The sequence below is a fragment of the Salinicola endophyticus genome (assembly GCF_003206575.1).
GTDB classification, from domain to species: domain Bacteria; phylum Pseudomonadota; class Gammaproteobacteria; order Pseudomonadales; family Halomonadaceae; genus Salinicola; species Salinicola endophyticus.
The window spans coordinates 137,373-161,238 of sequence record NZ_PZJO01000004.1; the positions used below are offsets into that span (position 1 = coordinate 137,373).

General features: G+C 65.1%; 21 protein-coding genes. 10 read left to right on the forward strand and 11 right to left on the reverse strand.

The genetic code is table 11. The annotated features are described in order from the left end of the window. Positions 1-136: 136 nt before the first annotated feature. Positions 137-802: a response regulator gene (locus DOM66_RS10055; RefSeq protein WP_106418338.1), complete on the forward strand. Its 666-nt coding sequence runs from the start codon at positions 137-139 to the stop codon at positions 800-802. A 279-nt stretch (positions 803-1,081) separates the two neighbouring features. Here the strand turns inward: DOM66_RS10055 and DOM66_RS10060 are convergent, their stop codons facing one another. Then, complete coding sequence (locus tag DOM66_RS10060; protein WP_110678308.1) at positions 1,082-2,023, reverse strand: LysR substrate-binding domain-containing protein; 942 nt, start codon at positions 2,021-2,023, stop codon at positions 1,082-1,084. Between the two features lie 145 nt (positions 2,024-2,168). Between DOM66_RS10060 and DOM66_RS10065 the strand changes: the two genes are divergently transcribed. Continuing rightward, a complete protein-coding gene (locus tag DOM66_RS10065) occupies positions 2,169-3,551 on the forward strand; it encodes an L-serine ammonia-lyase (RefSeq protein WP_110690033.1) in 1,383 nt (460 codons plus the stop codon). Positions 3,552-3,852: 301 nt separating this feature from the next. Then, a complete protein-coding gene (locus DOM66_RS10070) occupies positions 3,853-4,587 on the forward strand; it encodes a Crp/Fnr family transcriptional regulator (protein WP_110678313.1) in 735 nt (244 codons plus the stop codon). 48 nt (positions 4,588-4,635) lie between these two features. Here the strand turns inward: DOM66_RS10070 and DOM66_RS10075 are convergent, their stop codons facing one another. After that, the gene (locus tag DOM66_RS10075; protein WP_110690034.1) at positions 4,636-5,571 is read right to left on the reverse strand and encodes a LysR substrate-binding domain-containing protein; all 936 of its coding nucleotides are present in this window, start codon (positions 5,569-5,571) and stop codon (positions 4,636-4,638) included. 178 nt (positions 5,572-5,749) lie between these two features. On the opposite strand from DOM66_RS10075, the gene DOM66_RS10080 reads away from it, so the two are divergent. Further along, positions 5,750-6,859 carry an S-(hydroxymethyl)glutathione dehydrogenase/class III alcohol dehydrogenase gene (locus DOM66_RS10080; RefSeq protein WP_110690035.1) on the forward strand — a complete coding sequence of 370 codons (1,110 nt, stop codon included), beginning with the start codon at positions 5,750-5,752 and terminating at the stop codon, positions 6,857-6,859. 240 nt (positions 6,860-7,099) lie between these two features. Continuing rightward, the gene (gene fghA, locus DOM66_RS10085) at positions 7,100-7,957 is read left to right on the forward strand and encodes an S-formylglutathione hydrolase (protein ID WP_110690036.1); all 858 of its coding nucleotides are present in this window, start codon (positions 7,100-7,102) and stop codon (positions 7,955-7,957) included. A 157-nt stretch (positions 7,958-8,114) separates the two neighbouring features. Here fghA and DOM66_RS19560 read toward each other — a convergent pair whose 3' ends face one another. From DOM66_RS19560 to DOM66_RS10105, 5 genes are all read right to left on the reverse strand, one after another. Then, positions 8,115-8,258: a hypothetical protein gene (locus DOM66_RS19560; RefSeq protein WP_157959029.1), complete on the reverse strand. Its 144-nt coding sequence runs from the start codon at positions 8,256-8,258 to the stop codon at positions 8,115-8,117. A 5-nt stretch (positions 8,259-8,263) separates the two neighbouring features. Further along, entirely contained in the window at positions 8,264-9,448 is a 1,185-nt protein-coding gene (gene ssuD / locus DOM66_RS10090) for an FMNH2-dependent alkanesulfonate monooxygenase (protein ID WP_110690037.1), read from the reverse strand. Between the two features lie 384 nt (positions 9,449-9,832). Further along, on the reverse strand, positions 9,833-11,266 hold the full coding sequence (locus DOM66_RS10095) for an LLM class flavin-dependent oxidoreductase (RefSeq protein WP_110690038.1): 1,434 nt from the start codon (positions 11,264-11,266) through the stop codon (positions 9,833-9,835). Between the two features lie 108 nt (positions 11,267-11,374). Further along, complete coding sequence (gene ssuE, locus DOM66_RS10100; RefSeq protein WP_110678327.1) at positions 11,375-11,947, reverse strand: NADPH-dependent FMN reductase; 573 nt, start codon at positions 11,945-11,947, stop codon at positions 11,375-11,377. A 436-nt stretch (positions 11,948-12,383) separates the two neighbouring features. Next, positions 12,384-13,310, reverse strand: a complete 927-nt coding sequence (locus tag DOM66_RS10105) for a CysB family HTH-type transcriptional regulator (protein WP_110690039.1) — start codon at positions 13,308-13,310, stop codon at positions 12,384-12,386. Between the two features lie 560 nt (positions 13,311-13,870). Here DOM66_RS10105 and DOM66_RS10110 point away from each other — a divergent pair. After that, the gene (locus tag DOM66_RS10110) at positions 13,871-15,109 is read left to right on the forward strand and encodes an acyl-CoA dehydrogenase family protein (RefSeq protein ID WP_110690040.1); all 1,239 of its coding nucleotides are present in this window, start codon (positions 13,871-13,873) and stop codon (positions 15,107-15,109) included. Positions 15,110-15,265: 156 nt separating this feature from the next. Here the strand turns inward: DOM66_RS10110 and DOM66_RS10115 are convergent, their stop codons facing one another. After that, positions 15,266-16,138: a class II glutamine amidotransferase gene (locus DOM66_RS10115; protein WP_110690041.1), complete on the reverse strand. Its 873-nt coding sequence runs from the start codon at positions 16,136-16,138 to the stop codon at positions 15,266-15,268. Positions 16,139-16,564: 426 nt separating this feature from the next. On the opposite strand from DOM66_RS10115, the gene DOM66_RS10120 reads away from it, so the two are divergent. Together DOM66_RS10120 and DOM66_RS10125 are read left to right on the forward strand one after the other, a co-directional pair. Next, positions 16,565-17,791: an acyl-CoA dehydrogenase family protein gene (locus tag DOM66_RS10120; protein ID WP_223161949.1), complete on the forward strand. Its 1,227-nt coding sequence runs from the start codon at positions 16,565-16,567 to the stop codon at positions 17,789-17,791. A gap of 93 nt (positions 17,792-17,884) precedes the next feature. Further along, entirely contained in the window at positions 17,885-18,820 is a 936-nt protein-coding gene (locus DOM66_RS10125; protein ID WP_110678337.1) for an ABC transporter substrate-binding protein, read from the forward strand. Between the two features lie 27 nt (positions 18,821-18,847). On the opposite strand, the gene DOM66_RS10130 is transcribed toward DOM66_RS10125, so the two are convergent. After that, positions 18,848-19,660 (reverse strand): alpha/beta hydrolase fold domain-containing protein, encoded by an 813-nt coding sequence (locus tag DOM66_RS10130; RefSeq protein WP_110690043.1) that lies wholly within the window; start codon positions 19,658-19,660, stop codon positions 18,848-18,850. A 108-nt stretch (positions 19,661-19,768) separates the two neighbouring features. Between DOM66_RS10130 and mtgA the strand changes: the two genes are divergently transcribed. Continuing rightward, a complete protein-coding gene (gene mtgA, locus DOM66_RS10135; protein ID WP_110678341.1) occupies positions 19,769-20,476 on the forward strand; it encodes a monofunctional biosynthetic peptidoglycan transglycosylase in 708 nt (235 codons plus the stop codon). Between the two features lie 242 nt (positions 20,477-20,718). Beyond that, positions 20,719-21,648 (forward strand): Gfo/Idh/MocA family protein, encoded by a 930-nt coding sequence (locus tag DOM66_RS10140; RefSeq protein WP_110678343.1) that lies wholly within the window; start codon positions 20,719-20,721, stop codon positions 21,646-21,648. A 266-nt stretch (positions 21,649-21,914) separates the two neighbouring features. Here DOM66_RS10140 and DOM66_RS10145 read toward each other — a convergent pair whose 3' ends face one another. Continuing rightward, complete coding sequence (locus tag DOM66_RS10145; protein WP_110678345.1) at positions 21,915-23,216, reverse strand: TRAP transporter large permease; 1,302 nt, start codon at positions 23,214-23,216, stop codon at positions 21,915-21,917. 59 nt (positions 23,217-23,275) lie between these two features. Beyond that, entirely contained in the window at positions 23,276-23,836 is a 561-nt protein-coding gene (locus DOM66_RS10150) for a TRAP transporter small permease (RefSeq protein WP_110678347.1), read from the reverse strand. Positions 23,837-23,866: the final 30 nt, after the last annotated feature.

The following is a 23,866-nucleotide window of genomic DNA, read 5'->3' on the forward strand; positions in this document are numbered from 1 at the left end:
GCCTCGATTTGAGGCTTGGGAATCGACGATTGCATGGGGTAACATGCCATTAATCCAAAGTTGAACCACTTTGTCCGTTGACGAGCCACTACGCCCCGAACTCGCTCGACGTTTCGACAGTCCCGGAGGAGATTCAATGGCTTTTGCCCAGAAATTCATCGTTGCCGATGACCACCCACTCTTCCGGGCGGCGCTCAATCAGGCGCTGCGCCAGGTATCACCGCAGGCGGAAATCGTCGAGGCGGATACCATGGAAGCGACCACCGAGGTGGTGACGCGTCACCCGGATGCCGACCTCATCCTGCTCGATCTGCACATGCCGGGGGCTCACGGTTTTTCCGGGCTCATTCAGTTGCGCGGACAGATGCCGGATATCCCGGTCACCGTGGTCTCGGGTAGCGAGGAGCTCGATGTGGTGCGTCGCGCCATCGACTACGGCGCCTCGGGTTTCATTCCCAAGTCGGCCTCGCTCGACGCCATCGCTGAGGCGATCGGTGAAGTGCTCAAGGGAGAAGTGTGGCTGCCCGCCGAGATGGCCGACGCCATGGGCGAGGGCAACGAGGAGGATGCCCGCTTCGCCGAGGCGATCGCCTCGCTCACCCCGCAGCAGTTCCGCGTGCTCAATATGCTCACCGAAGGGTTGCTCAACAAGCAGATCGCCTACGAGCTGAACGTCTCCGAAGCCACCATCAAGGCTCACGTCACCGCCATTCTGCGCAAGCTCGGTGTGCACTCCCGCACCCAGGCGGTGATTGCGGCGCAGAAGCTCGAGATCGACCCGCCCAAGGTGGTCGACAACTGATCACCGTACAACTAGGTCACGGTACGACGAAGCCACGGTACGACTAAGCCACGGTACGACTAAGCCACGGTACGACTAAGCCACGGTACAACCGAGCCAAGACACGGGCCACGGCCCAACCGAATACCGGCGACGCCCGCACGTCGCGCCCTCATCAGGCGTGTCGTGCGGGCGTCTTGCGTAGGGGCGCTCTTCTCTAGGTCCCCTCAGCCCTGTCGCGGGGTGGGCGCCAGGCTTCGTACGACAAGTCGACGAGCGTCGGCAGTTCCCGGGCAAAGCCTAAGGCGTCGTCGGGGTCTCTGCATCGCGGCCGCGCTCGGCCTCCTCCACCAGCCAGTCGTGGATCGCGCGAACGCGGCGATCGTCGAGGGCGCCCTGTTGATAGACCAGGCCGTAGCGCTTGCCGGTGGTGACCGAACCGGCGAAGGGGGCGATCAGGCGGCCGCTCTCCAGCTCGTCGCCGATCAGCGTGCGCCGGGCGATCGCCACGCCCATCCCGGAGATCGCCGCCTCCACCGTGAGCTGGTTACGGTTGAAGGTGTAGCCGCGGCGAACATTGACGTGCTCGCCGCCGATCGCCGCCAGGTAGTGCTCCCACTCGGCGTAGTCGTGGCTGCCGCGCCAGGCGGTGACATCGTGCAGCAGCGGGTAGTAGCCCAGCGCCTCGGGGTGGGTCAGCGGCGGGCGCCGGCGCAGCAGCTGCGGCGAGCAGACTGCGAAGATGCGCTCGTCGATCAGCGGCGAGGTCTGCAGTCCGGGATAGTGGCCGTCGTTGAGATCGATCGCCAGGTCGAACCCGCCGTCGAGCAGCGACAGATTGCTGTCCTCGGCGCTCAGGTGCAGCTCGATGTCGGGGAACCGCGCCTGCAGCCGCGGTAGCCGCGGCATCAGCCACTTGGCCAGGAACGAGGGCAGACAGCGTAGGCGCAGCACGCCGCTCATCACCCCGCCGCGCAAACGATCGATCTCCAGCCCCACCGCATCGTAGGCCTGCGATACCACCCCGGCCAGGCGCTCTCCCTCCTCGGTGAGCGCCAGCTGCCGCGGCAGGCGTCGAAACAGCCGGAACCCCAGGCGCTCCTCCAACTGCTTGATCTGCTGGCTGACCGCACCGGTGGTCACGTGCAGCTCCTCCGCCGCCCGGGTGAAGGAGAGATGCCTGGCGCTGACGGCGAAGACCTTCAGCCAGGCATGTGTCTGAGCATTGAGAGACTGGGCCATGATTTAGCCTGACTAAAACCCTGGGCAGATATATTCGATTGAGACCGGTGTAACCGGCGAGCACACTGAAGTCAAACTACATCAAGCATCGGTTCTCGTGACGACGCTTTCTGACTCCAGTGCGACACCTCCAGGGGGGACGACCATGACCTTCAGCGTGTTTGACCTGTTCAAGATCGGCATCGGGCCCTCCAGCTCGCACACCGTGGGGCCGATGCAGGCCGCGCATACTTTCGTCACTACGCTGCGCGAGCAGGCGCTGCTGCAGCCGGTCAAGCAGGTGAAGGTCACCCTCTATGGCTCGCTCAGTGCCACCGGCAAGGGCCACAACACCGACAGCGCGGTGCTCGGCGGGCTGATGGGTGAGCAGCCGGTGAGCGTCGATCCCGACGAGCTGGCGCTCAAGCTCGCTGCCGTCGAGCGCGATCATCAGCTGTCGCTGGCCGGTGTGCACAGTATCGACTTCGATCCCGCCCGCGACGTCGAGTGGTGCGACGAGATCCTCGAGTATCACACCAATGCGCTGCGCCTGGTGGCCAGCGATCGCCGCGGCGCGACGATCTACGCCAACACCTACTACTCGGTCGGCGGCGGCTTCGTGGTCGACGAGGAGCAGGCCGAGCATGGCGAGAGTGCCACCCGCGGCGTGCGTCTGCCGTTCCCGTTCCGCAATGCCGTGGAGCTGCTCGAGATCTGCCGACGCGAGGAACTCTCGATCAGCGACGTGATGCTCGCCAACGAGAGCGCCTGGCGCGGTGAGGCCGAGACCCGCGCCGGCCTGTGGCGCATCTGGGAGGCGATGAAGGCCTGCGTCGACAGCGGTCTGGACCAGCAGGGCGTGCTGCCGGGGGGGCTCAACGTGCGGCGGCGCGCGCCCAATCTGCATCGGCGCCTGATGGCCCTCGACGACGACAAGGGGCTGATCGCCAGCACCTTCTCGGCCATGGATTGGGTCAACCTCTTCGCGCTGGCGGTCAACGAGGAGAACGCCGCCGGGCGGCGCATGGTCACCGCCCCCACCAATGGCGCCGCGGGTATCGTCCCGGCAGTACTGCACTACTACATGAAGTTCCAGCCCGGCGCGTGCGAGAAGGACGTGGTGCGCTTTCTGCTGGCGGCCGCCGCGATCGGCATCCTGTGCAAGACCAATGCCTCGATCTCCGGTGCCGAAGTGGGTTGTCAGGGAGAGGTGGGGTCGGCCTGCGCGATGGCCGCGGCGGGGCTGGCCGAGTTGCTCGGAGGTAGTCCGGCGCAGGTCGAGAACGCCGCCGAGATCGGCCTCGAGCACAACCTGGGGCTGACCTGCGATCCGATCGCCGGGCTGGTCCAGGTGCCCTGCATCGAGCGCAATGCGATCGCCTCGGTCAAGGCGATCAACGCCGCCCAGATGGCGCTGCGCGGCGACGGCGAACACTTCGTCTCGCTGGACAAGGTGATCCGCACCATGCGCGACACCGGGCGCGACATGCAGGACAAGTACAAGGAGACCTCGCGCGGCGGACTGGCGGTCAATACCATCGAGTGCTGAGCGCCGGGTCGACGCCGCGGCCGGGTCGTCAGCGGCGGCGCCCCGTGCTGCGTGAAAGATCCCGATATCAACGGTGATAAGGACATTGAGCTAGAGCTGTGCCACTATCAAATCCCTGAATCCAGGAGTCCCTGCAGCGAGGGCATCGGTGCGGCCACAGGCCGTGCATGAGGCTTCTCGGGGCAGTCTGGTGCGCGTCGCGTGATCCGTGATGATGGCGCTCTGTCGTCTCGTTAGACTCTGTCGTCTCGATAGACAAGGCGTGCACCACGTTGCGGGTTAGATCACAAGGCCAAGGGAAATGAGCAAAGACAGCTGCATCATTCGTCACTTCAAGCACTACGGTGAAATTTCCAAGAACGACGAGGCGCTGCTGGCGGATCTGGAGAAGAGCCCGAGCGAGGTAAAGGGCGACCAGATCCTGTGGCAGGAGGGCGACAGCGCCCGCGAGTTCTGCACGCTCAGCCGCGGCTGGGCCTACTCCTTCCGTCACATGGAGGATGGTTCGCGTCAGATTCTCGAGATCTACCTGCCCGGCGACATCATCGGCCTGCGCGAATTCGCCTTCAAGGATCGCCTCACCGGCGTGGCCATGCTCGAGGATGGCGTCATCTGTCACTTTCCGCATCGCCGCCTGATCAACGTTTTCCGTGAATCCCTCACTCTCTCGGCGATCTTCTTCGCCATCTCCTCGCATCAGCAGGCGCTGCTCACCGAGCGGCTGGTCAACCTGGCCCGGCGCAGTGCGCGCCAGCGCCTGGCGCATCTGATCTATGAGATGTTCGTGCGCCTGGAGCGTACCAAGGCGCGGGACGGTAACAGTATCCGCCTGCCGCTATCGCAGCAGCATCTCGGCGATGCCCTGGGGCTCTCGTCGGTTCATGTCAGCCGCACCCTGACCACCTTCCGCGAGGAGGGGCTGGTACTGCGCTCGCGTCAGCGCATCGAACTGCCCGACCCGGCCGCGCTGGCGCGCGAGGCGGAGTTCGGCGACGCCTACCTCAACGACGGCATCGATCACTTCTTCACCCATTGAGCTCGGCCGTGAGCCGTCACCCGCCGTGCAGGCGGCGGGCTACGGCCATCACCTCGCTGTCACTGGCGTCTCGTCCCGCTCGATGCGGCTGCCGGCCGCCCAGCCGGCGATGGTCGCCGGTAGCCGCGCGACCAGGAAGTCGACCAGCAGACGGATCTTCGACGACAGCTGGCGATGGCGTGGGTAGACCGCCCACACCGCGGTGTCGGTGAACTGGTAGCGGTCGAGGACCGAAATCAGCTCGCCGCGCCCCAGCGCCTGCTCGACGTAGTAGTCCGGCAGTTGAGCCAGGCCGATGCCGCGGCGTGCCGCGTCCAGCAGCGCCGGCCCCGAGTTGCCGCGCCAGTTGCCGGAGACGCGGATCTCGCGCTGCTGGCCGTCGACCTGGAACAGCCAGCTATCGCGGGAGCCGCTCAGGCAGTTGTGGTGGCCCAGCTCCGACAGGCTGTGCGGGGGCGAGACGCGCTGGAAGTAGGCCGGCGAGCCGACCACGTACTCGCGGCGTTCGCACAGGCGCCGCGCCAGCAGGCTGGAGTCCTTGAGCACCCCCATGCGAATGGCGATGTCGAAGCCCTCGTCGATCAGCGCCACGGCACGGTTGGTGAAGTGGAGCTGGACGTCGAGCTGGGGGTGGCGGCAGTGGAACTCGTTGACCAGCGGCGCGATGTAGCGCTCGCCGAAGGTGGTGGCGCAGCTGATCGCCAGGCGCCCCTGGGGCAGCGGCTGCAGCGCGTTGAGCGCATCCTCGGCTTCGCGGAAGCCATCGAGCAGGGAACGACAGTGCTCGTAGTAGACCGCGCCGCCGTCGGTCAGGCGGATCTGCCGCGTGGTGCGGTAGAGCAGCGGCGCGCCGAGACTCTGCTCCAGTTGGCTGACCAGCCGGCTGACATGCGAACTGGAGACCTTCAGCGACTCCGCGGCACGGGTGAAGGTGCCCAGTCTGACCACGGCCACGAACGCCTCGATTCCTTCCCAGCGCGACATGACGTCTCCTCGATTGTTGCTGTGCAGCAATGATTATGTGTCTTTGTCCCGGTTTATTGCCAGCCAGCGAGCGCCTAGACTGGGTTCAAAGCAGAAATGCTGGGTTCACATCAAAGACGATCGCCAGACCTCGCCCCGGTGAGGTGAGCGAATCGACATCCTAAAAGGAGACCAGAAGATGAAATCGCGTGCTGCCGTAGCCTGGGAAGCGGGCAAACCCCTCTCCCTCGAAGAGATCGACGTCCAGGGCCCCAAGGCGGGTGAAGTGCTGGTGCGCATGGTCGCTACCAGTGTCTGCCACACCGACGCCTACACGTTGTCGGGCAAGGATCCGGAAGGGCTGTTCCCCTCGGTGCTGGGGCATGAGGGCGCCGGTATCGTCGAAGAGGTGGGCGAGGGCGTGACCGGGCTGGTGCCGGGGGATCACGTCATCCCGCTCTATACCGCCGAGTGCGGCAAGTGCAAGTTCTGCCTCTCGGGCAAGACCAACCTGTGCAGCTCGGTACGTGCCACCCAGGGCAAAGGCCTGATGCCCGACGGCACCTCGCGCTTCTCGCTGGATGGCAAGCCGATCCACCACTACATGGGCTGCTCGACCTTCTCCGAATACACCGTGCTGCCCGAGGTATCGCTGGCCAAGGTCTCCAAGGAGGCCCCGCTGGACAAGATCTGTCTGCTCGGCTGCGGTGTCACCACCGGTATCGGCGCGGTGCTCAATACCGCCAAGGTGGAGCCGGGCGCCACGGTGGCGGTATTCGGTCTGGGGGCGATCGGCCTGGCGGTGATCCAGGGTGCGCAGATGGCCAAGGCGTCGCGCATCATCGCCATCGACGTCAACCCGGACAAGTTCGAGCTGGCACGCCAGTTCGGCGCCACCGAGTTCGTCAACCCGAAGGATTACAACGATCCGATCCAGCAGGTGATCGTCGATCTGACCGACGGTGGCGTCGACTACTCCTTCGAGTGCATCGGCAACGTCAACGTGATGCGCTCGGCGCTGGAGTGCTGCCACAAGGGCTGGGGCGAGTCGATCATCATCGGCGTCGCCGGTGCCGGCGAGGAGATCTCGACGCGTCCGTTCCAGCTGGTGACCGGCCGGGTCTGGAAGGGCTCCGCCTTCGGTGGCGTCAAGGGCCGCAGCGAGCTGCCGGGCTATGTCCAGCGCTACATGGATGGCGAGATCAAGATCGACGAGTTCGTCACCCACAACATGGCCTTCGATAAGATCAACGAGGCGTTCGAGCTGCTGCACGCGGGCGAGAGCATCCGCACCGTGCTGCACTATTGATACGCGCCCGAAGCCGCGCGAAACGCGTTTGATACGCGCCCGGGACTGCCCGGGGGATGCGCGCCCGAAGCCGCGCGAAACGCGTCCGGGACTGCCCGGGTGATACGCGCCCGAAGCCGCGCGAAAGGCGTTCGATACGCGCCTGAAACCGCGCTAAGCGCGTCCGGACTCGCGTGAAGCACATTTGAGACGTGCCCAACCCACCGGCGGTGATACCGCCGGTGTTGCAAGGAGAAAACCATGTCGATGAGCGAGCAGTTGGAGCTGGTCTCCGCCACCAAGAGCTTCGGTGGCTGGGTCAAGCGCTACAAGCACTACTCGCGGGCGCTGGATTGCGACATGATCTTCGCGATCTATCTCCCGCCGCAGGCCGAGGAGGATCGGGTGCCGCTGATGTGGTGGCTCTCCGGGCTCACCTGCAACGACGAGAACTTCATGCAGAAGGCCGGCGCCCAGCGCCTCGCCGCCGAACTCGGCATGGCCATCGTCTGTCCGGACACCAGCCCGCGTGGGCTCGATCTGCCCGGCGAGCACGACAGCTACGACTTCGGTTCCGGTGCCGGGTTCTATCTCAACGCCAAGCGTGAGCCGTGGTCGCGCCACTACCGCATGTACGACTACGTAACCGAGGAGTTGCCGTCGGTGGTACGGCTGCACTTCCCGGTCAATGGCCGTGAGTCGATCAGTGGCCACTCCATGGGCGGGCACGGGGCGCTGGTGCTGGCACTGCGCCAGCCGGGGCGCTACGCCGCGGTGTCGGCGTTCGCACCGATCGTCAACCCGAGTCAGGTGCCCTGGGGCCAGAAGGCGTTCGAGCACTATCTCGGCGAGGACGTCGGCCTGCGCACCCAGTACGATGCCTGCGAACTGGTGGCCAAGGGGTCGTCGCGCCAGCCGCTGTTCATCGACCAGGGCGAAGCCGACAACTTCCTCGACGAGCAGCTCAAGCCGGAGCGCCTGGAAGCGGTGTGCGAAGCGCACGACCACCCGCTGACCCTGCGTCGCCATCCCGGCTACGACCACAGCTACTTCTTCATCGCCAGCTTCATCGACGATCACCTGCGCTACCACGCCGAGCGGCTCCACGCCAAGCGTTGAGCGGGTTCGTCGAGTCCTCTCTCGCCGACCCCTCATCCGCCGACTCTTCTGTCGCGCGATAGCGGCCCCTCCCGGGGCCGTTTCTCTGTGTGGCGACCTCTTGTGTCTGCCATCCGTGGTTGCGCCGGCGCCGACCGATCGCGTGGGGCGCCCGCCCTCATCGGCCCGCGCCGATGCTTTCGACAAAGCGCGCCCACTGGCCTTTGCTGACGACGATGGTGCCGGGAATCAGTCCGATAGCGTGGCAGGTGTCGGCCGCTGCCAGGCCGGCGAAGGCGGCTGCCGGAGCAGCGGTCAGCACGACGCTCAGGCGCGACGTGCTGCCGTGGGGGCTGGCCGTTCGGTATTGGCGATGGTCTCGCCGAAGGGGCCCATGTTGACTGCCGCGGCGGGCCTGTCGGTGTGGTTCTCCAGCGGCAGCAACGGCAGCACGGATTCACCGAAGCGCCAGGCTTCTTCCAGATGCGGGTAGCCGGAGAGAATGAAGGTGTCGATACCCAGCGCCTGGTATTCGCGCATGCGTGCCGCCACCGTCTCCGGGCTACCGACCAGGGCGGTACCGGCGCCACCGCGTACCAGACCGACACCGGCCCACAGATTGGGGCTGATCTCGAGCTGGCTGCGATCGCCACCGTGCAACTGCGACATGCGCGACTGGCCCACCGAATCCATGCGCGAGAACACCTTCTGGGCGGCGGCGATGGTGTCATCGTCGAGGTGGGAGATCAGCTTGTCGGCGGCGCGCCATGCCTCTTCATCGGTCTCTCTGACGATGACGTGCAGACGAATGCCGAAAGTCACCTCACGGCCGACCTGGGCCGCCGCCGCGCGCACGCTGGCGATCTTCTCCGCCACCTGGGCTGGTGGCTCGCCCCAGGTCAGATACTTGTCGACGGTTCTGGCGGCGACGTCGATCGCCGGCTGGGACGAACCGCCGAAGTAGAGCGGCGGGCCATGGGGCGTCACCGGCGGGAAGATCAGCTTGCCGGCCTCGAGGTGCAGATGTTTGCCGTCGTGGTCGACGGTCTCGCCGCCCAGCAAGCGCCGGTAGACATCGAGAAACTCACGGGTCACCTCGTAACGCTCGCCGTGGTCAAGGAAGAGGCCATCACCACGGTTCTCGACCGGATCGCCACCGGTCACCACATTGATCAGCAGACGGCCACCGGAAATACGGTCCAGGGTCGCGGTCATGCGTGCGGCGACGGCGGGCGACTGCAGCCCAGGCCGGACCGCGACCAGAAAGCGCAGCCGCTGGGTCAGGGGGGCGAGCGCCGAAGCCACCACCCAGGCATCCTCGCAGCTGCGGCCGGTGGGCAGCAGTACACCGTAGTAGCCGAGCTGATCGACGGACTGGGCGATCTGGCGCAGGTACTGGATATCGACGTTGCGTCCACCCTCTGAGGTGCCGAGATAGTGGCCGTCGCCGTGAGTGGGCAGAAACCACAGCACCTTGAGGCGCGCGGCATCGCTGGGGGGCAGTGTCGTCATATGGGTCTCTCCATGAGCCTGGGGTGAGGTAAGGAAAAGCGGTACCACTCCGCCATCGGGTGAGATAGGGCCGAACTCGAGTGGCAGGAACCGGGTCTCCAGCGCGCAACGATGTCTCGATGCCATCTGTCATGTCTCTCGGATTCGGGCCAACAGCCGGTGGAGTATGGGGAAGAAATTAACAGGGGTGAGCATTGTCGAATAAATAAGAAATAGAGAAATGGGTATGAAGAATTCCCGGGTTGGCCAGTCAATAACCCAGAGAGATCATCGGTTTTTTTATCGGGTTTTCCGAAAAATGGGCGCCAAGTGATACTGCCGGCTAGCCGGCAGTGACGCCACGCTGCCGAACTCGTCTGGGGCGTTTGACAGAAGTGATCCGCGCTATCCGAAGGGGGAGGAGTGGCTGGCATCGGCGACGCTTTCGCGCCCCACGTAGTGCTGACGCCAGTGGGCGGCTGGGTGGCTTTCGCGAATTCGCCCACCGCTATCCCCCAACAGTTTCTCGCGCAGTGTCCCGGGGGCGTACTCGCGCTGCACCCGCCCGCGCTTGCGCAGTTCGGGTACCACGAAGTCGATGAAATCGGTGGTCGATGCTGGCGTGACGGCGTAGGCCAGATTGAAGCCATCCACGCCGCCTTCATCGACCCAGCGTTCGAGTTGATCCGCAATGGTCTCGGGGCCGCCCACCAGCACGGGGCCCAGTCCGCCGATCGCGCGTTTTTGAATCACGTCTCGCACGGTCCAGGTATCGCCGTCGGCGGCGAGGGATTCCAGCGTCGTGCGCAGGCTGTCGTTTGCTACCGCGGTCAATGGCGTATCCGGGTCCAGCGAGGAGAAGTCGAGCCCGGTCCAGCCGCCGTAGAGCGCCAGCGTCCCCTCGGCGCTGGCGTAGCTGAGATACTCTGCGTACTTTTGCTGGGCGGCCTCATCCGTGGGGCCGGTGATGATGGTCAACAGCGCAAAGATCTTCACACTGTCAGGTTCGCGACCGTTGGCCGCCACTTCGCTGCGGATCTTGTCCGTCAGCGCCCCGGCGGTCTCGACGCTGGTGGCGAGAATGAACATGGCTTCAGCGTGACGGGTCGCGAACTGGCGACCTCTTGCACTAGCGCCCGCCTGGAAGATGACCGGCGTGCGCTGCGGCGAGGGTTCGCACAGATGAAACCCCGGCACGCGGAAGTACTGACCTTCGTGCTGGATCGGGTGCACCTTGCCAGCATCGGTAAAGACACCCTGAGTACGGTCGCGCAGCACCGCTCCCTCCTCCCAACTGCCCTCCCAGAGCTTGTAGGTGACCTCCATGTACTCTTCGGCAAGAGCGTAGCGATCGTCGTGGGCAATCTGACGGTCGAGACCGATATTGCGTGCGGCGCTATCCAGGTAGCTCGACACCACGTTCCAGGCGACACGGCCTTGGGTCAGATGGTCCAGCGTCGACAGCCGGCGGGCCAGCAGAAAGGGGTGCTCGAACGTCACGGCGGCGGTGATGCCGAAGCCGAGATGGCTGGTCACCGCCGCCATGGCCGAGATGGCCCCGAACGGATCGTTGACCGGCACCTGTGCGGCGTCCTGCAGGGCGGCTTCCGCCGAGCCGCGATAGACATCATAGACCCCGACCACATCGGCAATGAACAGGGTGTCGAAGCAGCCACGCTCCAGTTCCACGGCCAGATTCGTCCAGTACTCCAGGTCGTTGTACCGGGCAGCCTGGCTAGCAGGGTGACGCCAGGTACCGGCGGCCTGATGGCCGACACAGCTCATGTCGAAGGCGTTCAGGATGATGCGTTTTTTCGCGCTGGAGGGGGTGTCGCTCATCGTCTTGTCTCCGGTGGGATCCATAGGCCGCTGTCGGCGGCGTGTCGGGGGCGCTGCGACAGGCGAGGAGCCTGGTCTGCTGCATCGCTTCGAGCCTCTCCCTGAGCGCTAGGCCAGGGCGAGCCGGGCTAGGTCTCTGGTACGGGACTTGGCCACGGGCGCGAGCGATTCGATGAGTTCATCGATGACCTCGTCCAGGCGTTCTCGCACGCTCTCGCCGAGTCGGTAGCGACCGTCCGCTGTCTTCTCGATATGCAGCGGTGAGGCGTAGACACCGGCGAGCTGATGGCGGGCACCCAGCGACGACAGCACCGGCTTGAGCGCGTAGTCGAGCATCAGCAGGTGGTGGTCGCTGCCGCCGGTGGCAAGCGCCAGCACCGTCTTGTGGGTCAGCGCATGCTGAGGCAGCAGATCGAGCATCAGCTTGAGCCCGCCGCTGAAGGAGGCTTGATAGACCGGGGTGGCAATGACCACGGCGTCGGCAGCCGCCACCGCGTCACGCAGCGCCACCACGCCGGGATCGTCCCAGCGCCCCTGCACGAGCGCGGCGGGATCGAAGTCGTCCAGCGCGAAGGACGAGAGTTGCCCGTGGGTCGCGCCGATTCGTTGCTTGACGTAATTGAGCATGCAGCGAGAGCGAGAGGTGGCGCTCGGGCTGCCGGCAAGTGTGACGATAGGCATGAATGTCCCTCCGAAGAGTTGTTCGCAGTGACGTCGAGCCTAGCAAGGCAACTTTGGCCCGATAAGTGAGAAATTCTGCAGAGGTTATCGCGATAAAGATGTCTTGAGAGTGGCCCGTATGAGCGTCGAATCTGCAGGGAAAAAGGGCGGTAAAAGCACAAGCGAAAAGAGGGTGTCAAGCGTCTTGACAATAGGTTTCAGGTCGCTGGAGTCGCGTTTATGAGCCTCGCCTCGCACGCTTGATGACACCAATGCAGGTATTGAATATCGATGCAGGCTGTCTCGCCGATACCAGTGTCGTAAGGGCGCGCGAGGGCATTCTGGCTCGTCGTCTTCTGAAGGATCAGAAAGCGCGGCCACGGCGGAGAGATCGAGAGCGCTCGATAGCAGGTACCGACATCGGCAGAAGTGATNNATCACTTCTGCCGATTCACCATCAGCGCGTCCCCAAGGCCCGCTGAATGGTGGCTTCATCCAGCGCGTCACTGCAGAGATGCAGAAATTCATAGACGAAGGCGTGCAGGAAGTGGCCTCGGCGCAGCGCCAGATAGGTGGTGTTGCGCGGGAACAGCGTGTCTCCCGGCAGCAGGGTCAGGCCGCGATCGCGCTCGGCGTTGTAAGCCAGTGAAGCGATCACGCCGATGCCCAGGCCGAGTTCGACATAGGTCTTGATCACATCGGCGTCGAGTGCCGTCAGCACCACGTTGGGTACCAGGCCAGCGGCCTGGAACGCCTGATCGATACGCGTCCGGCCGGTGAAGCCTTCGTGGTAGGTGACGATGGGGTAGTCGGCGATATCCTCGAGCCGCAGATCGTCCACCTGCGCCAGCGGATGCCCTTCTGGAATGACGATGCTGTGATGCCAGTGATGGAAGGGGAAGCGTACGAACGAGGAGCCCTCGTCGTTGACGCCCTCGGTGGCGATACCGATATCCACGCTACCACTCTTGAGCAGCGAGACGATCTCCGACGGGCTGCACTGGTGGAGCTCCAGACTCACCTTGGGGAAGCGCTCCTTGAAGCTGGCGACCACCGGCGGGAGCGCGTAGCGGGCCTGGGTGTGCGTCGTGGCGATGGCCAGCCGCCCCTGATCCTGATTGGCCAGCTGCTGTGCCGAGCGTTTCAAGTTCTCGGCATCGAGCAGAATACGCTCGATGATGTCGAGCAGGGTGCCGCCAGCGGTGGTCAGGCCCAGAATGCGCTTGCCGCGTCGCTCGAAAAGTTCCACACCGAGCTCATCCTCGAGATCGCGGATGTGCTTGCTGGCGCCGGACTGGGAGGTGAAGAGCGCGTTCGAGGCTTCGGTCAGGTTGAAGCGCTGGCGCACGGTCTCGCGCACGATGCGTAACTGTTGCAGATTCATCACGGACTCGGCTGGATTTGTATGTCGAGGAATATAAATTCCTTTCGGGCGCGCGAAAAATAGCGATTACTCATACCTATATCGAATGAAGGGTAATTCCTATATGTGTTTTTGGTATATGTGTTCTGGGTATATTCGAGCCTTGCCGTCGGTCGCCCGCGGGTCCGCTGGGCGGTGAATATCGCGGAGGCCATGGCGTCTTGAGGCTGGCCCCGGAGCGTGTACGAAAACCGCCTGCGCTCGCCGACTTTACGTACCAACCCCGGCGCACCTTTCGACACGCCGTTCAGACCTCTGGCTCTTTCAGCAACGGCGTATCTGTTCCGACTTTTTGGGCGTGGATTTTTGATGTCCTGATTTCTAGAAATCAATATCGATGATTGTTGTTTGTTGGCTGTGTGCTGACGTCATATAACCGTTCTCACCCGATAACCGGTGGGGCGTGACATGAGCGAAATACCCTTCGAGGTGGTGTCCGTTCTCCATCGACTTTCTGCGGGCGATATGAAAGGGACCGATACGCCAGGACATCGACGACAACGCCATGTAAGGACACGGATATGAGTCAACTATCAACGGGCGCCAGCCAACAGACACTGATTGCCACTTTTCGACCGGTCTTCGAACGTATCGCGGCCGGCGCTGTGGCGCGAGAACGGGATCGAGCGCTGCCGCATGAGCCCATCACATGGTTGAAGGAAGCCGGATTTGGCGCGCTACGAACTCCCCGTGACAAGGGCGGCTGGGGCGTGTCGTTGCCGCAGCTGTTCGGATTGCTCAGCGAACTGGCAGAGGCTGACGCCAATCTGCCACAGGCGTTACGGGGGCATTTTGCCTTCGTGGAGGATCGTCTCAACCAGCCCGATAGTGCCGAGCGCGACCGCTGGTTTGGACGCTTTGTCGAAGGCGACCTGGTGGGCAATGGCTGGACGGAAATCGGGCCGGTGGCGCTCGGTGATGTGAACACCCGGGTAACCCCTTTGGAGAGGGGCTGGTCGTTGAGCGGAGAGAAGTTCTACAGCACCGGCACGCTGTTTGCCGACTGGATCGATGTCTTCGCCCGCCGCAATGACACCCAGGGCGATGTCATTGCGCTGGTCAGCACCCACCAGCCCTCGGTACAGCGCGAAGATGACTGGGATGGTTTTGGCCAGCGTCTGACCGGCAGCGGTACCACGCGTTTCAACGAGGCCTTTGTCGAGCAGGCGCATCTATTCGACTTCGCCGACCGTTTCCGCTATCAGACCGCGTTTTATCAGCATGTACTGCTGGCTTCCCTGGCGGGCATTGGCCGTGCGGTCGCGCGTGATGCGACCCAGGGCGTGAGGGCTCGCTCGCGCATGTACAGCCACGGCAATGCCTCGGTGTCGCGTCAGGATGCACAGGTACTGCAGGTGGTCGGCGAGATCAGCAGTCTGGCCTTTGCCGTGGAGGCCACGCTGCTGCGGGCGACCCACTCCCTGCAGGAGGCCTATGAGGCCCACACCAGTGACGACGAGACCCTGCTGACCGAGCGCAATGTCCTCGCGGAGGCCGAGGCCGGGCAGGCACAGGTCATTGCCAGCGAGCTTGTGCCGCGGGCGGCCACCTTGCTGTTCAATGCGCTGGGCGCGTCGGATACGCGGCTGTCCAAGGCGCTCGATCGCCACTGGCGTAACGCACGCACGCTGGCCTCTCACAATCCGGTCATTTACAAGGCGCGCGATGTGGGCAACTGGCGGGTCAATGGCGTGCCGCCCACCGGTGTCTGGCAGATCGGCAACGCCAGAGAGCCAGAGCGTCACGGCGCCAGGGCGTAGCCAGGGCGTCACGATGCCAGGCAATCCGGTGGCATCCCGAATCGGGCCCGGCCGGGGGCGCCGCCTCTGGCGTCCACGGCCGGGGCGTTCTGGGGGGCGGTGACAGGGATACTTGGGCGAAGACCGGTGGTCGATGAAGCGCGGTCTTATGCCCTGTCAGGCGCTGGCTGCCAGGGCCTGCCGTCTGTCGTCGGGCCAGTCCGCTTGCCCCTCTCCGAGGGTGTCTTCGTCGCTGTCGAGGCTGTGGCTGTGGCTGTGGGTGTCGAGGCGGCGGCCGGCGTGGAACAGCGCCAGTTCACCCTTGCCGAAGCGCTGCCACCGATGTCCTTCGGTGACGGGGTGGGTGGCGACGATGACGAAGCGTTCGTCGGTGCAGTGCAGGCTCCCGGTGTCCACCTGTTCGTCGCAGTCGATCAGGCGGACCCGCGGGGTGCCCGGTTCGTGCGCCGTCCAGTGCAGATCGGTGGTGGCGTGGGCGAACATCAGATCGTCGACGGTCAGGATGAAATTGAAGGTACCGTGACGGGCGATATCGGCTGCGATGTCCTGAAGTGCATCGTACAGGGCCGGAAGCGGCGGAAAGGCGTCGCCGAAGCGCTCGACGAGTCGCGTGAGTATCGACGCGAACGCCATTTCACTGTCGGTCGTGCCGAAGGTACGAAAGCGTGGCGCGATCGCCGGGGCGAACGTCTTCAGGTCACCGTTGTGGGCAAAGAAGACATGCCGCCCCCACAGCGTGCGGGTGAAGGGGTGGCTATTGGCATCCTCCACCGCGCCGATCGTCGCCTTGCGGATATGTGCCATGAGGTTCCGCGAGCGTGTGCTGCCGCCGGCCAGCATATGGGCGTGCTGGCAGCGAAAGGCGCTCGAGGCGTACACCTTGAGGTGCGGCTGGCCATTCTCGGCGCGATAGGCAATGCCCCAGCCGTCCTTGTGGTCGCTGGTGCCGCCACCGCGGCAGAAAAATCCCCGCAGCAGATAGTTGGGCGCGATGGGGCGGAGACTGTTGACACCGAATATCTGACACATTGGAGACGGCCCTCATGATCACTCCCAGATGTTGGACCATGGCGGCGTCGACGTTAACCAATAAAATCGACTATCCATATGAACGCTGGTGTTCCTCGTCGGCGGCATCGAGTTTCCCTGTCGAAAAAGCCCGGCGGCGGCGTGAAAGCGAGACGTCGCGAGTCGTCATGCCCAGGGTACTCGGTCGGGTCGTCGTCGGATGAGGCCCGTAGGCGTGCTGAAGATGAGAGGGAAGTCATCGCCTCTGCCGCCGCTGATTTACTCATCCCAAAAACTGATTTGTCTTCCCTCTCGACGGCTGTAATCGTACGCCCACTCCTCTTCACTTCCCGTGCCAAGGACCCGCGGGCGTCGATCGATTCCGTCGTGTCGAATCATGCGCTCTCGGGACAAGGTTTCCACCTCATGCCAGGGATCTCTTCCGATATGTCAGATAGCACTGCTTCCCTTGTCGATGCCATGAGCGGCCACGAGACGCCTCACGATGACGCTCGCCACTGGCTGGCGGTGGCCGATGCAGTCGCCAGCACGCTCGCGACAACGGCGGTCGCACGAGACCGCGAGGGAGGGCATGCGGCCAGCGAGCGTGAGCTGCTGCGCGAGCATGGATTGCTGCAGCTCTCCGTGCCGGCCTGGGCGGGCGGCGTGGGGGCTCCCTGGTCGCTGATCTATCGCGTCGTGCGGCGAATCGCGCAGGCCGACTCGGCCTTGGCGCATCTTCTCGCCTTCCATCACCTTCAAGTAGGCTCGGTGATCCTCTACGGGTCCGAGGCGCAACGCGCGAAGCTGCTCGTGGGTACTGCGCAGAAGAACTGGTTCTGGGGTAACACACTCAATCCGCTCGACAAGCGCACGCGGGCCCTGGACCGAGAGCGCGGGGGCTGGGTCTTCACCGGGGACAAGGGCTTCTGTTCGGGCGCGTTGGGGTCGGACTATCTGCTCGCGTCCGCCTGGCACGAGGCCAGTCGGAGTCTGGTGGTGGCGGCCATTCCGACCCAGCGCCGCGGCATTACCGTGCACGACGACTGGGATGCCATGGGCCAGCGTCAGACGGACAGTGGCACGGTGACCTTCGACTCGGTCGTGGTCGAGCCGGAGGAGGTGTTGATCGAGCCCGGCGCCCCCGGGACGCCGGTGGTGCCATTCCGCACTTGCCTGGCTCAACTGGTGCTGGTCAATCTTTACCTCGGTATCGCCGAGGGCGCGTTCGAGGAGGCGCGTCGCTACACCCGGGACGAGGCCAGGCCCTGGTTGGCCTCCGGCGTGGAACGGGCCGGCGATGACCCGTTCCTTCAGCGCCATGCCGGTGAGCTGTGGGTGAAGCTGCGCGGGGCGCAGGTGCTCGCGGATATCGCCGGCGATGTCGTCCAGCGCCACTTCGCGCAGGGCAGCGAGATCACCGCCGCAGCGCGCGGCGAGACCGCGATCGCCGTTGCCGAAGCCAAGGTCGCCGCACACCAGGCGGTACTGGAGATCACTAACCGGCTATTCGACATGACCGGCGCCAGGGGCACCCAGCGGCGCTTCGGTTACGACCGTTTCTGGCGCAACGCGCGCACGCACACCCTGCATGATCCGGTCGATTACAAGATCCGCGATCTCGGTCGCTGGGCACTATACCGACAGTTTCCGGAGCCGACCGCCTATTCATGACGTGTCGTGCCAACTTTTTGTCTCATCGTGTGAAGTTCTCGGCTTGCAGGGGCGCAGAGTAAGGGGGTCTCTGGCAACCCTCTCGGACCCACCATGAATGACCATCGATCGCTACGTCTGTTTTCCCTGCTGCCCTTGGCGCTGCTCACCGCCGGCCCGGCCCACGCCGATCTCGACCAGGTGCGTTTCGGCGTCTCGCCCTGGCCCGGGGTCACGGTCAAGACCGAAATCGCCGCTCAGCTGCTCGACGCCATGGGCTACCACACCGAGCAGAAGGAGCTGGCGGTGGGGGTCATCCTCAACGGGCTGGCCAATGGCCAACTGGATGCCTACCTGGGCAACTGGTATCCGGTGCAGCAGGAGATGACCGAACCGCTGCTCGATTCGGGGCGCCTGGCCCACGCCGCGGCCAATATCAGCAACGCGACCTCGGGGCTGGTGGTGCCCTCATACGTCCATGAGGCGGGGGTCGACAGCGTGGCCGATCTCAACCGCTACCGTGACCGCTTCGATGGCAAGATCCAGGGTATCGAAGCGGGTACCGGCATCAACGATGCCATTCTGAAGGCGATCGCCGAGAACAAGGCCGGCCTCGGCGACTGGCAGCTGCAGGAGAGCTCCACCGCGGCGATGCTGGCCTATGCCGGGCAGAAGATCGCCGATCATGAGTGGGTGACGTTCGTCGGCTGGGAGCCGCACTGGATGAACGTCAACTACGACCTCTACTACCTGAAGGATGCCGACGACAGCGGTGTCGCCGATATCGTCAGCACGGTCTGGACCCTGGTGCCGGGCGACCTGAAGCAGCAGGACGCCAATCTCTATCGCTTCTTCTCCCAGTACCGGGTCGATATCGCCGACCAGAACGACTGGGTCTACCAGTACAGCCACGAGGAGCGCCCCGCAGACGAGGTGGCCAGCGAGTGGATTCACGGTCATGAGGCGACCGTGGCCAAGTGGCTCGAAGGTGTCACCGCCAAGAACGGCAAGCCGGCGATCGACGCGGTCAAGGCTGAGTTCGCGAACTGAGTCGCGTTCGCGAACGGGTATGCGCGTTCAGGCGATGCGCCTGACCAGCGCTTGGCAGAACGCCTGCCAGGACTCCCGCATCGCCGGCAGCTCGGCGTGGCCGTGCAGCGCCGAGTGCACCATCTGCGGTGCGCAGCGATAGCCCACATCGGCGCCGGCGTGGCGCCACGCCTCGACCGCCGCCTCCAGCGGCCGGGTGAGCGGGTCGCGCGCCACCGCCAGCACCTCGATGGCGGGTGTCGGCGGGCGTTCGCCGGGGATGGCCGGCACGTCGTCGGCCACGCTCTGCCACAACGCCAGAATATCTGCCCGTGACAGCAGCGGGGCGTCGTCGCCCAGCGTCTCCGGCGTGGGCACGCCCACCACCGGATAGATCAGCCCCAACGGCCCCTGCCAGCCGTGATGGGCAACATCGATCGCCAGGCGCCCACCGGCGCTGTCGCCGACCACCGCCAGGGGCGTGCAGGCGGTGACCACCGCGGCACACTCTTCGAGCGCCGCCGCGTAGCTGGCCTCGGGCACGCGGCGGTAATCCACGCTCACCACCTCACGGCCGAGGCGCGCGGCCAGGTCGGCGGTGATGCCGTGGTGGCTCTCCACCGAACCCAGGTTCCAGCCGCCCCCGTGGAGATAGACGACGCAGCCGCTCTCCGCCCCCTGTGGCCTGAAGCGGCGCACCGCCACCCCCGCGATGTGCGCGTCCTCGAACCGCAGGCCCGCCGGATCGGGCGGACGATGTTGGCGATGCAGACGCTCATAAGCCTCGCGGCGTTCGCTCAGCGGTGCGTCGGGATCGGCATCCAGGCGCTCGAGACGGCGGATGAAGGCGTCGATCGGCATGCGGCTACTCCTCTTGGCGGATGCGGCTCCACGATAAAGCGCCGCCGCCCCCCTGTGCCAGCCACACGTTGTTATACTGTGCGCCCCTGACCGACGTGAGCCCCAGGCATGCAGACAGGCTGGCCCCGCAAGCTGTTGCGCTACTTCTTCATCGCCATTGCCGCTTTCGTCGGCCTATCGGTGTTCCTCGTGCTGGTGTTCCGTTTCGTGCCGGTGTTCGGCTCGATGGTGATGGTCGAGCGCAAGGTGGGGGCCTGGCTGCACGGCGACAATCTCGAGATCCATCAGCAGTGGACCCCGTGGTCGCGGCTCTCCGACAACGCCAAGCTGGCGGTGATGGCGGGAGAGGATCAACGCTTCCCGGAGCATTGGGGCTTCGATACCGACCAGATTCGCCGCGCGCTCACCTCGTGGTCGGATGGCGGCGACCTGCGCGGTGCCAGCACCATCAGCCAGCAGACCGCGCGCAACCTGTTCCTTTGGACCGGGCGCAGCTGGGTGCGCAAGGGGCTGGAGGCGTGGTTCACGCTGCTGCTCGAGGCGCTGTGGCCCAAGCAGCGCATTCTCGAGGTCTATCTCAATATCGCCGAGTGGGATACCGGGGTGTTCGGCCTGCAAGCCGCCGCCGAGCACTATTTCGGCACCTCTGCCGCCAATCTGAATGTCACCCAGGCCAGCCGGCTGGCGGCGATCCTGCCCAACCCGCGCGGCTGGAGCGCCTCGCGGCCCTCGCCCTATGTGCTCAAGCGCTCGGCCTGGATCCAGCGTCAGATGCGCCAGCTCGGGGGCACCGCCTTCCTGCAGCGGATCGAGTGAGCGCCGCCGACACCGCGATGATTCGTCTGTCTTTCACCCCCGCCAGGGCCGCCACCAAGAGGGGATTGGAGCGGATGGCCGGGGATGTCATGATCGGCAGCGCCGGCCCGTCACCAAGGTGACGCGTGGCAACTGTCATGTCAGATTGCGTTCGGGCCAGGCCTGGCCCGGCAGAGTGGCGCGCCGGCGTCGGGCGCGCTGCGTATCGTCCACGCATCACGTCAGCGGGAGAGTTTCACGCCATGGATACCATTCGTCTCGCCATCGTCGGCTACGGCAAGATCGCCCGCGATCAGCATCACCCTGCCATCGATGCCAACCCTGCCTATCGGCTGAGCGCGGTCGCCAGCCGCAATGCCGCCGTGCCCGGGGTGGCGCATTTCGAGACCCTGGAAGCGCTGCTCAAGGAGGGGCCGACAGTCGACGCCGTCGCCCTGTGCACCCCGGCCGGCGTGCGCACCGCCCAGGCCCGGCTGGCGATGTCCCACGGCAAGCACGTGATGCTCGAGAAGCCGCCCGGGGCGACCCTGGCCGAGATCGAGACGCTGCGCGAGGATGCCGCGCGTAGCGGCGTCACCCTGTTCGCCAGCTGGCACTCGCGCCATGCCCACTGCGTCGCCCCGGCGCGGCGCTGGTTGTCGACGCGCAAGATCCAGCGGGTCGATATCGTCTGGAAAGAGGATGTGCGCGAGTGGCATCCCGGCCAGGCGTGGATCTGGCAGCCGGGCGGCATGGGCGTGTTCGACCCCGGTATCAATGCGCTGTCGATCGCCACCGCCATTCTGCCGCGGCCTTTTCATCTGATCGATGCCCAGTTGCAGGTACCGGGCAACTGCCAGACCCCGATTGCGGCCTCGCTCGATTTCGTCGACGGGCTCAAGGTGCCGATTCACGCCGAGTTCGACTTCCGTCAGGTCGGCACGCCACCGATCTGGGAGATCCATGTCGAGACCGATGACGGTCGCCTCACCCTCGAGGCCGGCGGCAGCCGCATGCGGGTCGACGGCGAGCTGAGGGAAGAGGGCCCGGACGCCGAGTACGCCGGACTCTACGAGCGCTTCGCCGGGCTGATCGGCCGCGGCCAGTCGGATGTCGATGTCAGTCCCTTCCGTCACGTTGCCGATGCCCTGATGCTGGGGTATCGCCATCCGGTCGACGATTTCACCGAGTAGCTCACCCGGCTGGGCGGAGACAGCCTGCCGCGGGACGCAAGACGATAACGCCCCCTGCGACCAGGCCGCAGGGGGCGTTTTGCTTTTTGCTAGTGAGTGGCTTTCTGAGAGGGTGTTTACAAAATCGACGAGCGAAGGCGAGACAAGGCGAAATCGGCCGAAAAGACGGAGTTTACGGGGTGTAAATGAGTACTTTGAGGTCGATTTCAACGCCGTATCGTCGAGCGCAGGCATTTTGTAAACACCCTCTGAGGCCGGCAAGGCGCTCAGCGATTCATTGCCTGGGGCAGATAGAGCACGATCTCCGGGAACAGCCGCAGCAGCAGAATCGCCAGCAGCATCAGCAGGAAGAACGGCAGCGTTGCCTTGGCGATGGTGAAGATGTTCTTGCCGGTCAGCCCCTGGATCACGAACAGGTTGAAGCCCACCGGCGGCGTGATCTGCGAGATCTCCACCACGATCACCAGATAGATGCCGAACCAGATCGGGTCGATGCCGGCGGCATTGATCAGCGGCATGATGATCGCGGTCACCAGCAGGATCAGCGAGATCCCGTCGAGGAAGCAGCCCAGCACCAGCAGGAACAGCGTCAGCACCACCAGCAGCAGGTTGGGCGAGAGCCCCATGTCGGCGATGGCGGTGGCCAGCTGCGTGGGCAACTGGGTGAAGCTCATCGCCGAGGAGAGGAAGGAGGCGCCGGCGATGATGAAAGCGATCATGCACGAGGTGCGCAGCCCGGCGAACATCGATTCGAGGAAGATATGCCGGTCGAAGTGGCCGTTGAGCCGTGCTATCAGCATCGACAGCACCACGCCCACCGCCGCAGCCTCGGTGGGCGAGGCGACACCGCCGTAGATGCTGCCGAGAATCCCGCCGATCAGTGCCAGCAGCGGCAGCAGGCGCCAGCTGTTGCGCAGCTTTTCGCCCAGCGGCATCGATGGCTCGGCGTGGCCGGCGCCACCGCGGCGCCCGGCACTGAGCGACCACACCACCAGATAGAGCATGAACAGCGCCAGCAGCAGTAGCCCCGGGCCGATGCCGGCCATGAACAGCCGCGAGATCGACTGCTCGGTGACCACTCCGTAGACGATCATCATGATCGAGGGCGGGATCAGCAGGCCCAGCGTCGAGGCGCTGGCGAGCGTGCCTAGCGCCAGGGTCTCGCTGTAGCCGCGGCGCTCAAGCTCCGGCAGGGTCATCTTGCCGACCGTGGCGCAGGTGGCGGCGGAAGAGCCGCACACCGCGGCGAACAGGCCGCTGCCGATGATATTGGCATGCAAGAGCCGGCCCGGCAGCCGGTTGAGCCAGGGCGACAGCGCGCGGAACATGTTATCGGCGAGCCCCGAGCGGAACAGGATCTCGCCCATCCACACGAACATCGGCAGCGCGGTCAGGTCCCAGCCGTAGCTGGCGCCCCAGAAGTCCGAGGCGAGAATCGGCCCGACCTCGAAGCTGGAGAAGCCGGTGAGGGCCAGCCAGCCGGTACCGAGCAGGGCGAAGGCGATCCAGACGCCGCCGCCGAGCAGCAGCGCCAGGGTGAACAGGGTGGCGAGGCTGAGCGTCAGCATGCGAGGCCCTCGAAGTCAGCGAACGGAAAGGTGGCGGTAAGGCTGCGCGGCATCGCGTGTCACTCCCCGCCGTGGGCGTCGTCGCCCGGCGCCACGTAGGCAGACGGGGCGGTCACGGCCTGGCGCAGTGTCGCCAGCAGCGCTTCGGCCAGCGCCAGACAGAGCAGCGCGATGCCGCTCACCAGCACGCTCTGCGGGATCCACAGCGGGATCGCCATCAGCCCCGAGGAGACGTCGCCGTAGTCGAGACTCTCCCGCACCAGGCCGATCAGCTGCCACACCAGCAGGACGCTCAGCGCCAGCGAGATGGCCAGGCAGGCTGCCTCGAACCACACCCTCAGAGCCGGCGGCAGGCGCCCGATCAGCAGGGTGACGCGGATGTGTGCATGGTGGGTGAAGGTATAGGCCAGGCTCAGGAAGGTCGCGCCGACCAGCAGGTAGGCGGCGATCTCGGAGACGCCGCTGATCTCCAGGCCCAGACGGCTGGCGCCGACGGCCTTGAGCAGGGCATCCAGGCAGCGCAGTAGCACCTGCAGGGTGACCAGGGCACAGATCGACAGCATGCAGGCGGCGGCGCCCCAGGCGCCGAGGCGGTAGAGGGGGTCGAGTCGGAACGTCATCGCGCTAGCTCACGGAGTGGCGGTAGGGAA

Coding starts and splice junctions, on each gene's coding strand:
- DOM66_RS10145 (WP_110678345.1), bottom strand. CDS start 23,216: ATGCTGACGCTCAGCCTCGCCACCCTGTTCACCCTGGCGCTGCTGCTC.
- DOM66_RS10150 (WP_110678347.1), bottom strand. CDS start 23,836: ATGACGTTCCGACTCGACCCCCTCTACCGCCTCGGCGCCTGGGGCGCC.
- mtgA (WP_110678341.1), top strand. CDS start 19,769: ATGCAGACAGGCTGGCCCCGCAAGCTGTTGCGCTACTTCTTCATCGCC.
- DOM66_RS10055 (WP_106418338.1), top strand. CDS start 137: ATGGCTTTTGCCCAGAAATTCATCGTTGCCGATGACCACCCACTCTTC.
- fghA (WP_110690036.1), top strand. CDS start 7,100: ATGTCGATGAGCGAGCAGTTGGAGCTGGTCTCCGCCACCAAGAGCTTC.
- DOM66_RS10115 (WP_110690041.1), bottom strand. CDS start 16,138: ATGTGTCAGATATTCGGTGTCAACAGTCTCCGCCCCATCGCGCCCAAC.
- ssuE (WP_110678327.1), bottom strand. CDS start 11,947: ATGCCTATCGTCACACTTGCCGGCAGCCCGAGCGCCACCTCTCGCTCT.
- DOM66_RS10080 (WP_110690035.1), top strand. CDS start 5,750: ATGAAATCGCGTGCTGCCGTAGCCTGGGAAGCGGGCAAACCCCTCTCC.
- DOM66_RS10130 (WP_110690043.1), bottom strand. CDS start 19,660: ATGCCGATCGACGCCTTCATCCGCCGTCTCGAGCGCCTGGATGCCGAT.
- DOM66_RS10125 (WP_110678337.1), top strand. CDS start 17,885: ATGAATGACCATCGATCGCTACGTCTGTTTTCCCTGCTGCCCTTGGCG.
- DOM66_RS10110 (WP_110690040.1), top strand. CDS start 13,871: ATGAGTCAACTATCAACGGGCGCCAGCCAACAGACACTGATTGCCACT.
- DOM66_RS10105 (WP_110690039.1), bottom strand. CDS start 13,310: ATGAATCTGCAACAGTTACGCATCGTGCGCGAGACCGTGCGCCAGCGC.
- ssuD (WP_110690037.1), bottom strand. CDS start 9,448: ATGACGACACTGCCCCCCAGCGATGCCGCGCGCCTCAAGGTGCTGTGG.
- DOM66_RS10060 (WP_110678308.1), bottom strand. CDS start 2,023: ATGGCCCAGTCTCTCAATGCTCAGACACATGCCTGGCTGAAGGTCTTC.
- DOM66_RS10095 (WP_110690038.1), bottom strand. CDS start 11,266: ATGAGCGACACCCCCTCCAGCGCGAAAAAACGCATCATCCTGAACGCC.
- DOM66_RS10140 (WP_110678343.1), top strand. CDS start 20,719: ATGGATACCATTCGTCTCGCCATCGTCGGCTACGGCAAGATCGCCCGC.
- DOM66_RS10070 (WP_110678313.1), top strand. CDS start 3,853: ATGAGCAAAGACAGCTGCATCATTCGTCACTTCAAGCACTACGGTGAA.
- DOM66_RS10065 (WP_110690033.1), top strand. CDS start 2,169: ATGACCTTCAGCGTGTTTGACCTGTTCAAGATCGGCATCGGGCCCTCC.
- DOM66_RS10075 (WP_110690034.1), bottom strand. CDS start 5,571: ATGTCGCGCTGGGAAGGAATCGAGGCGTTCGTGGCCGTGGTCAGACTG.
- DOM66_RS10120 (WP_223161949.1), top strand. CDS start 16,565: ATGTCAGATAGCACTGCTTCCCTTGTCGATGCCATGAGCGGCCACGAG.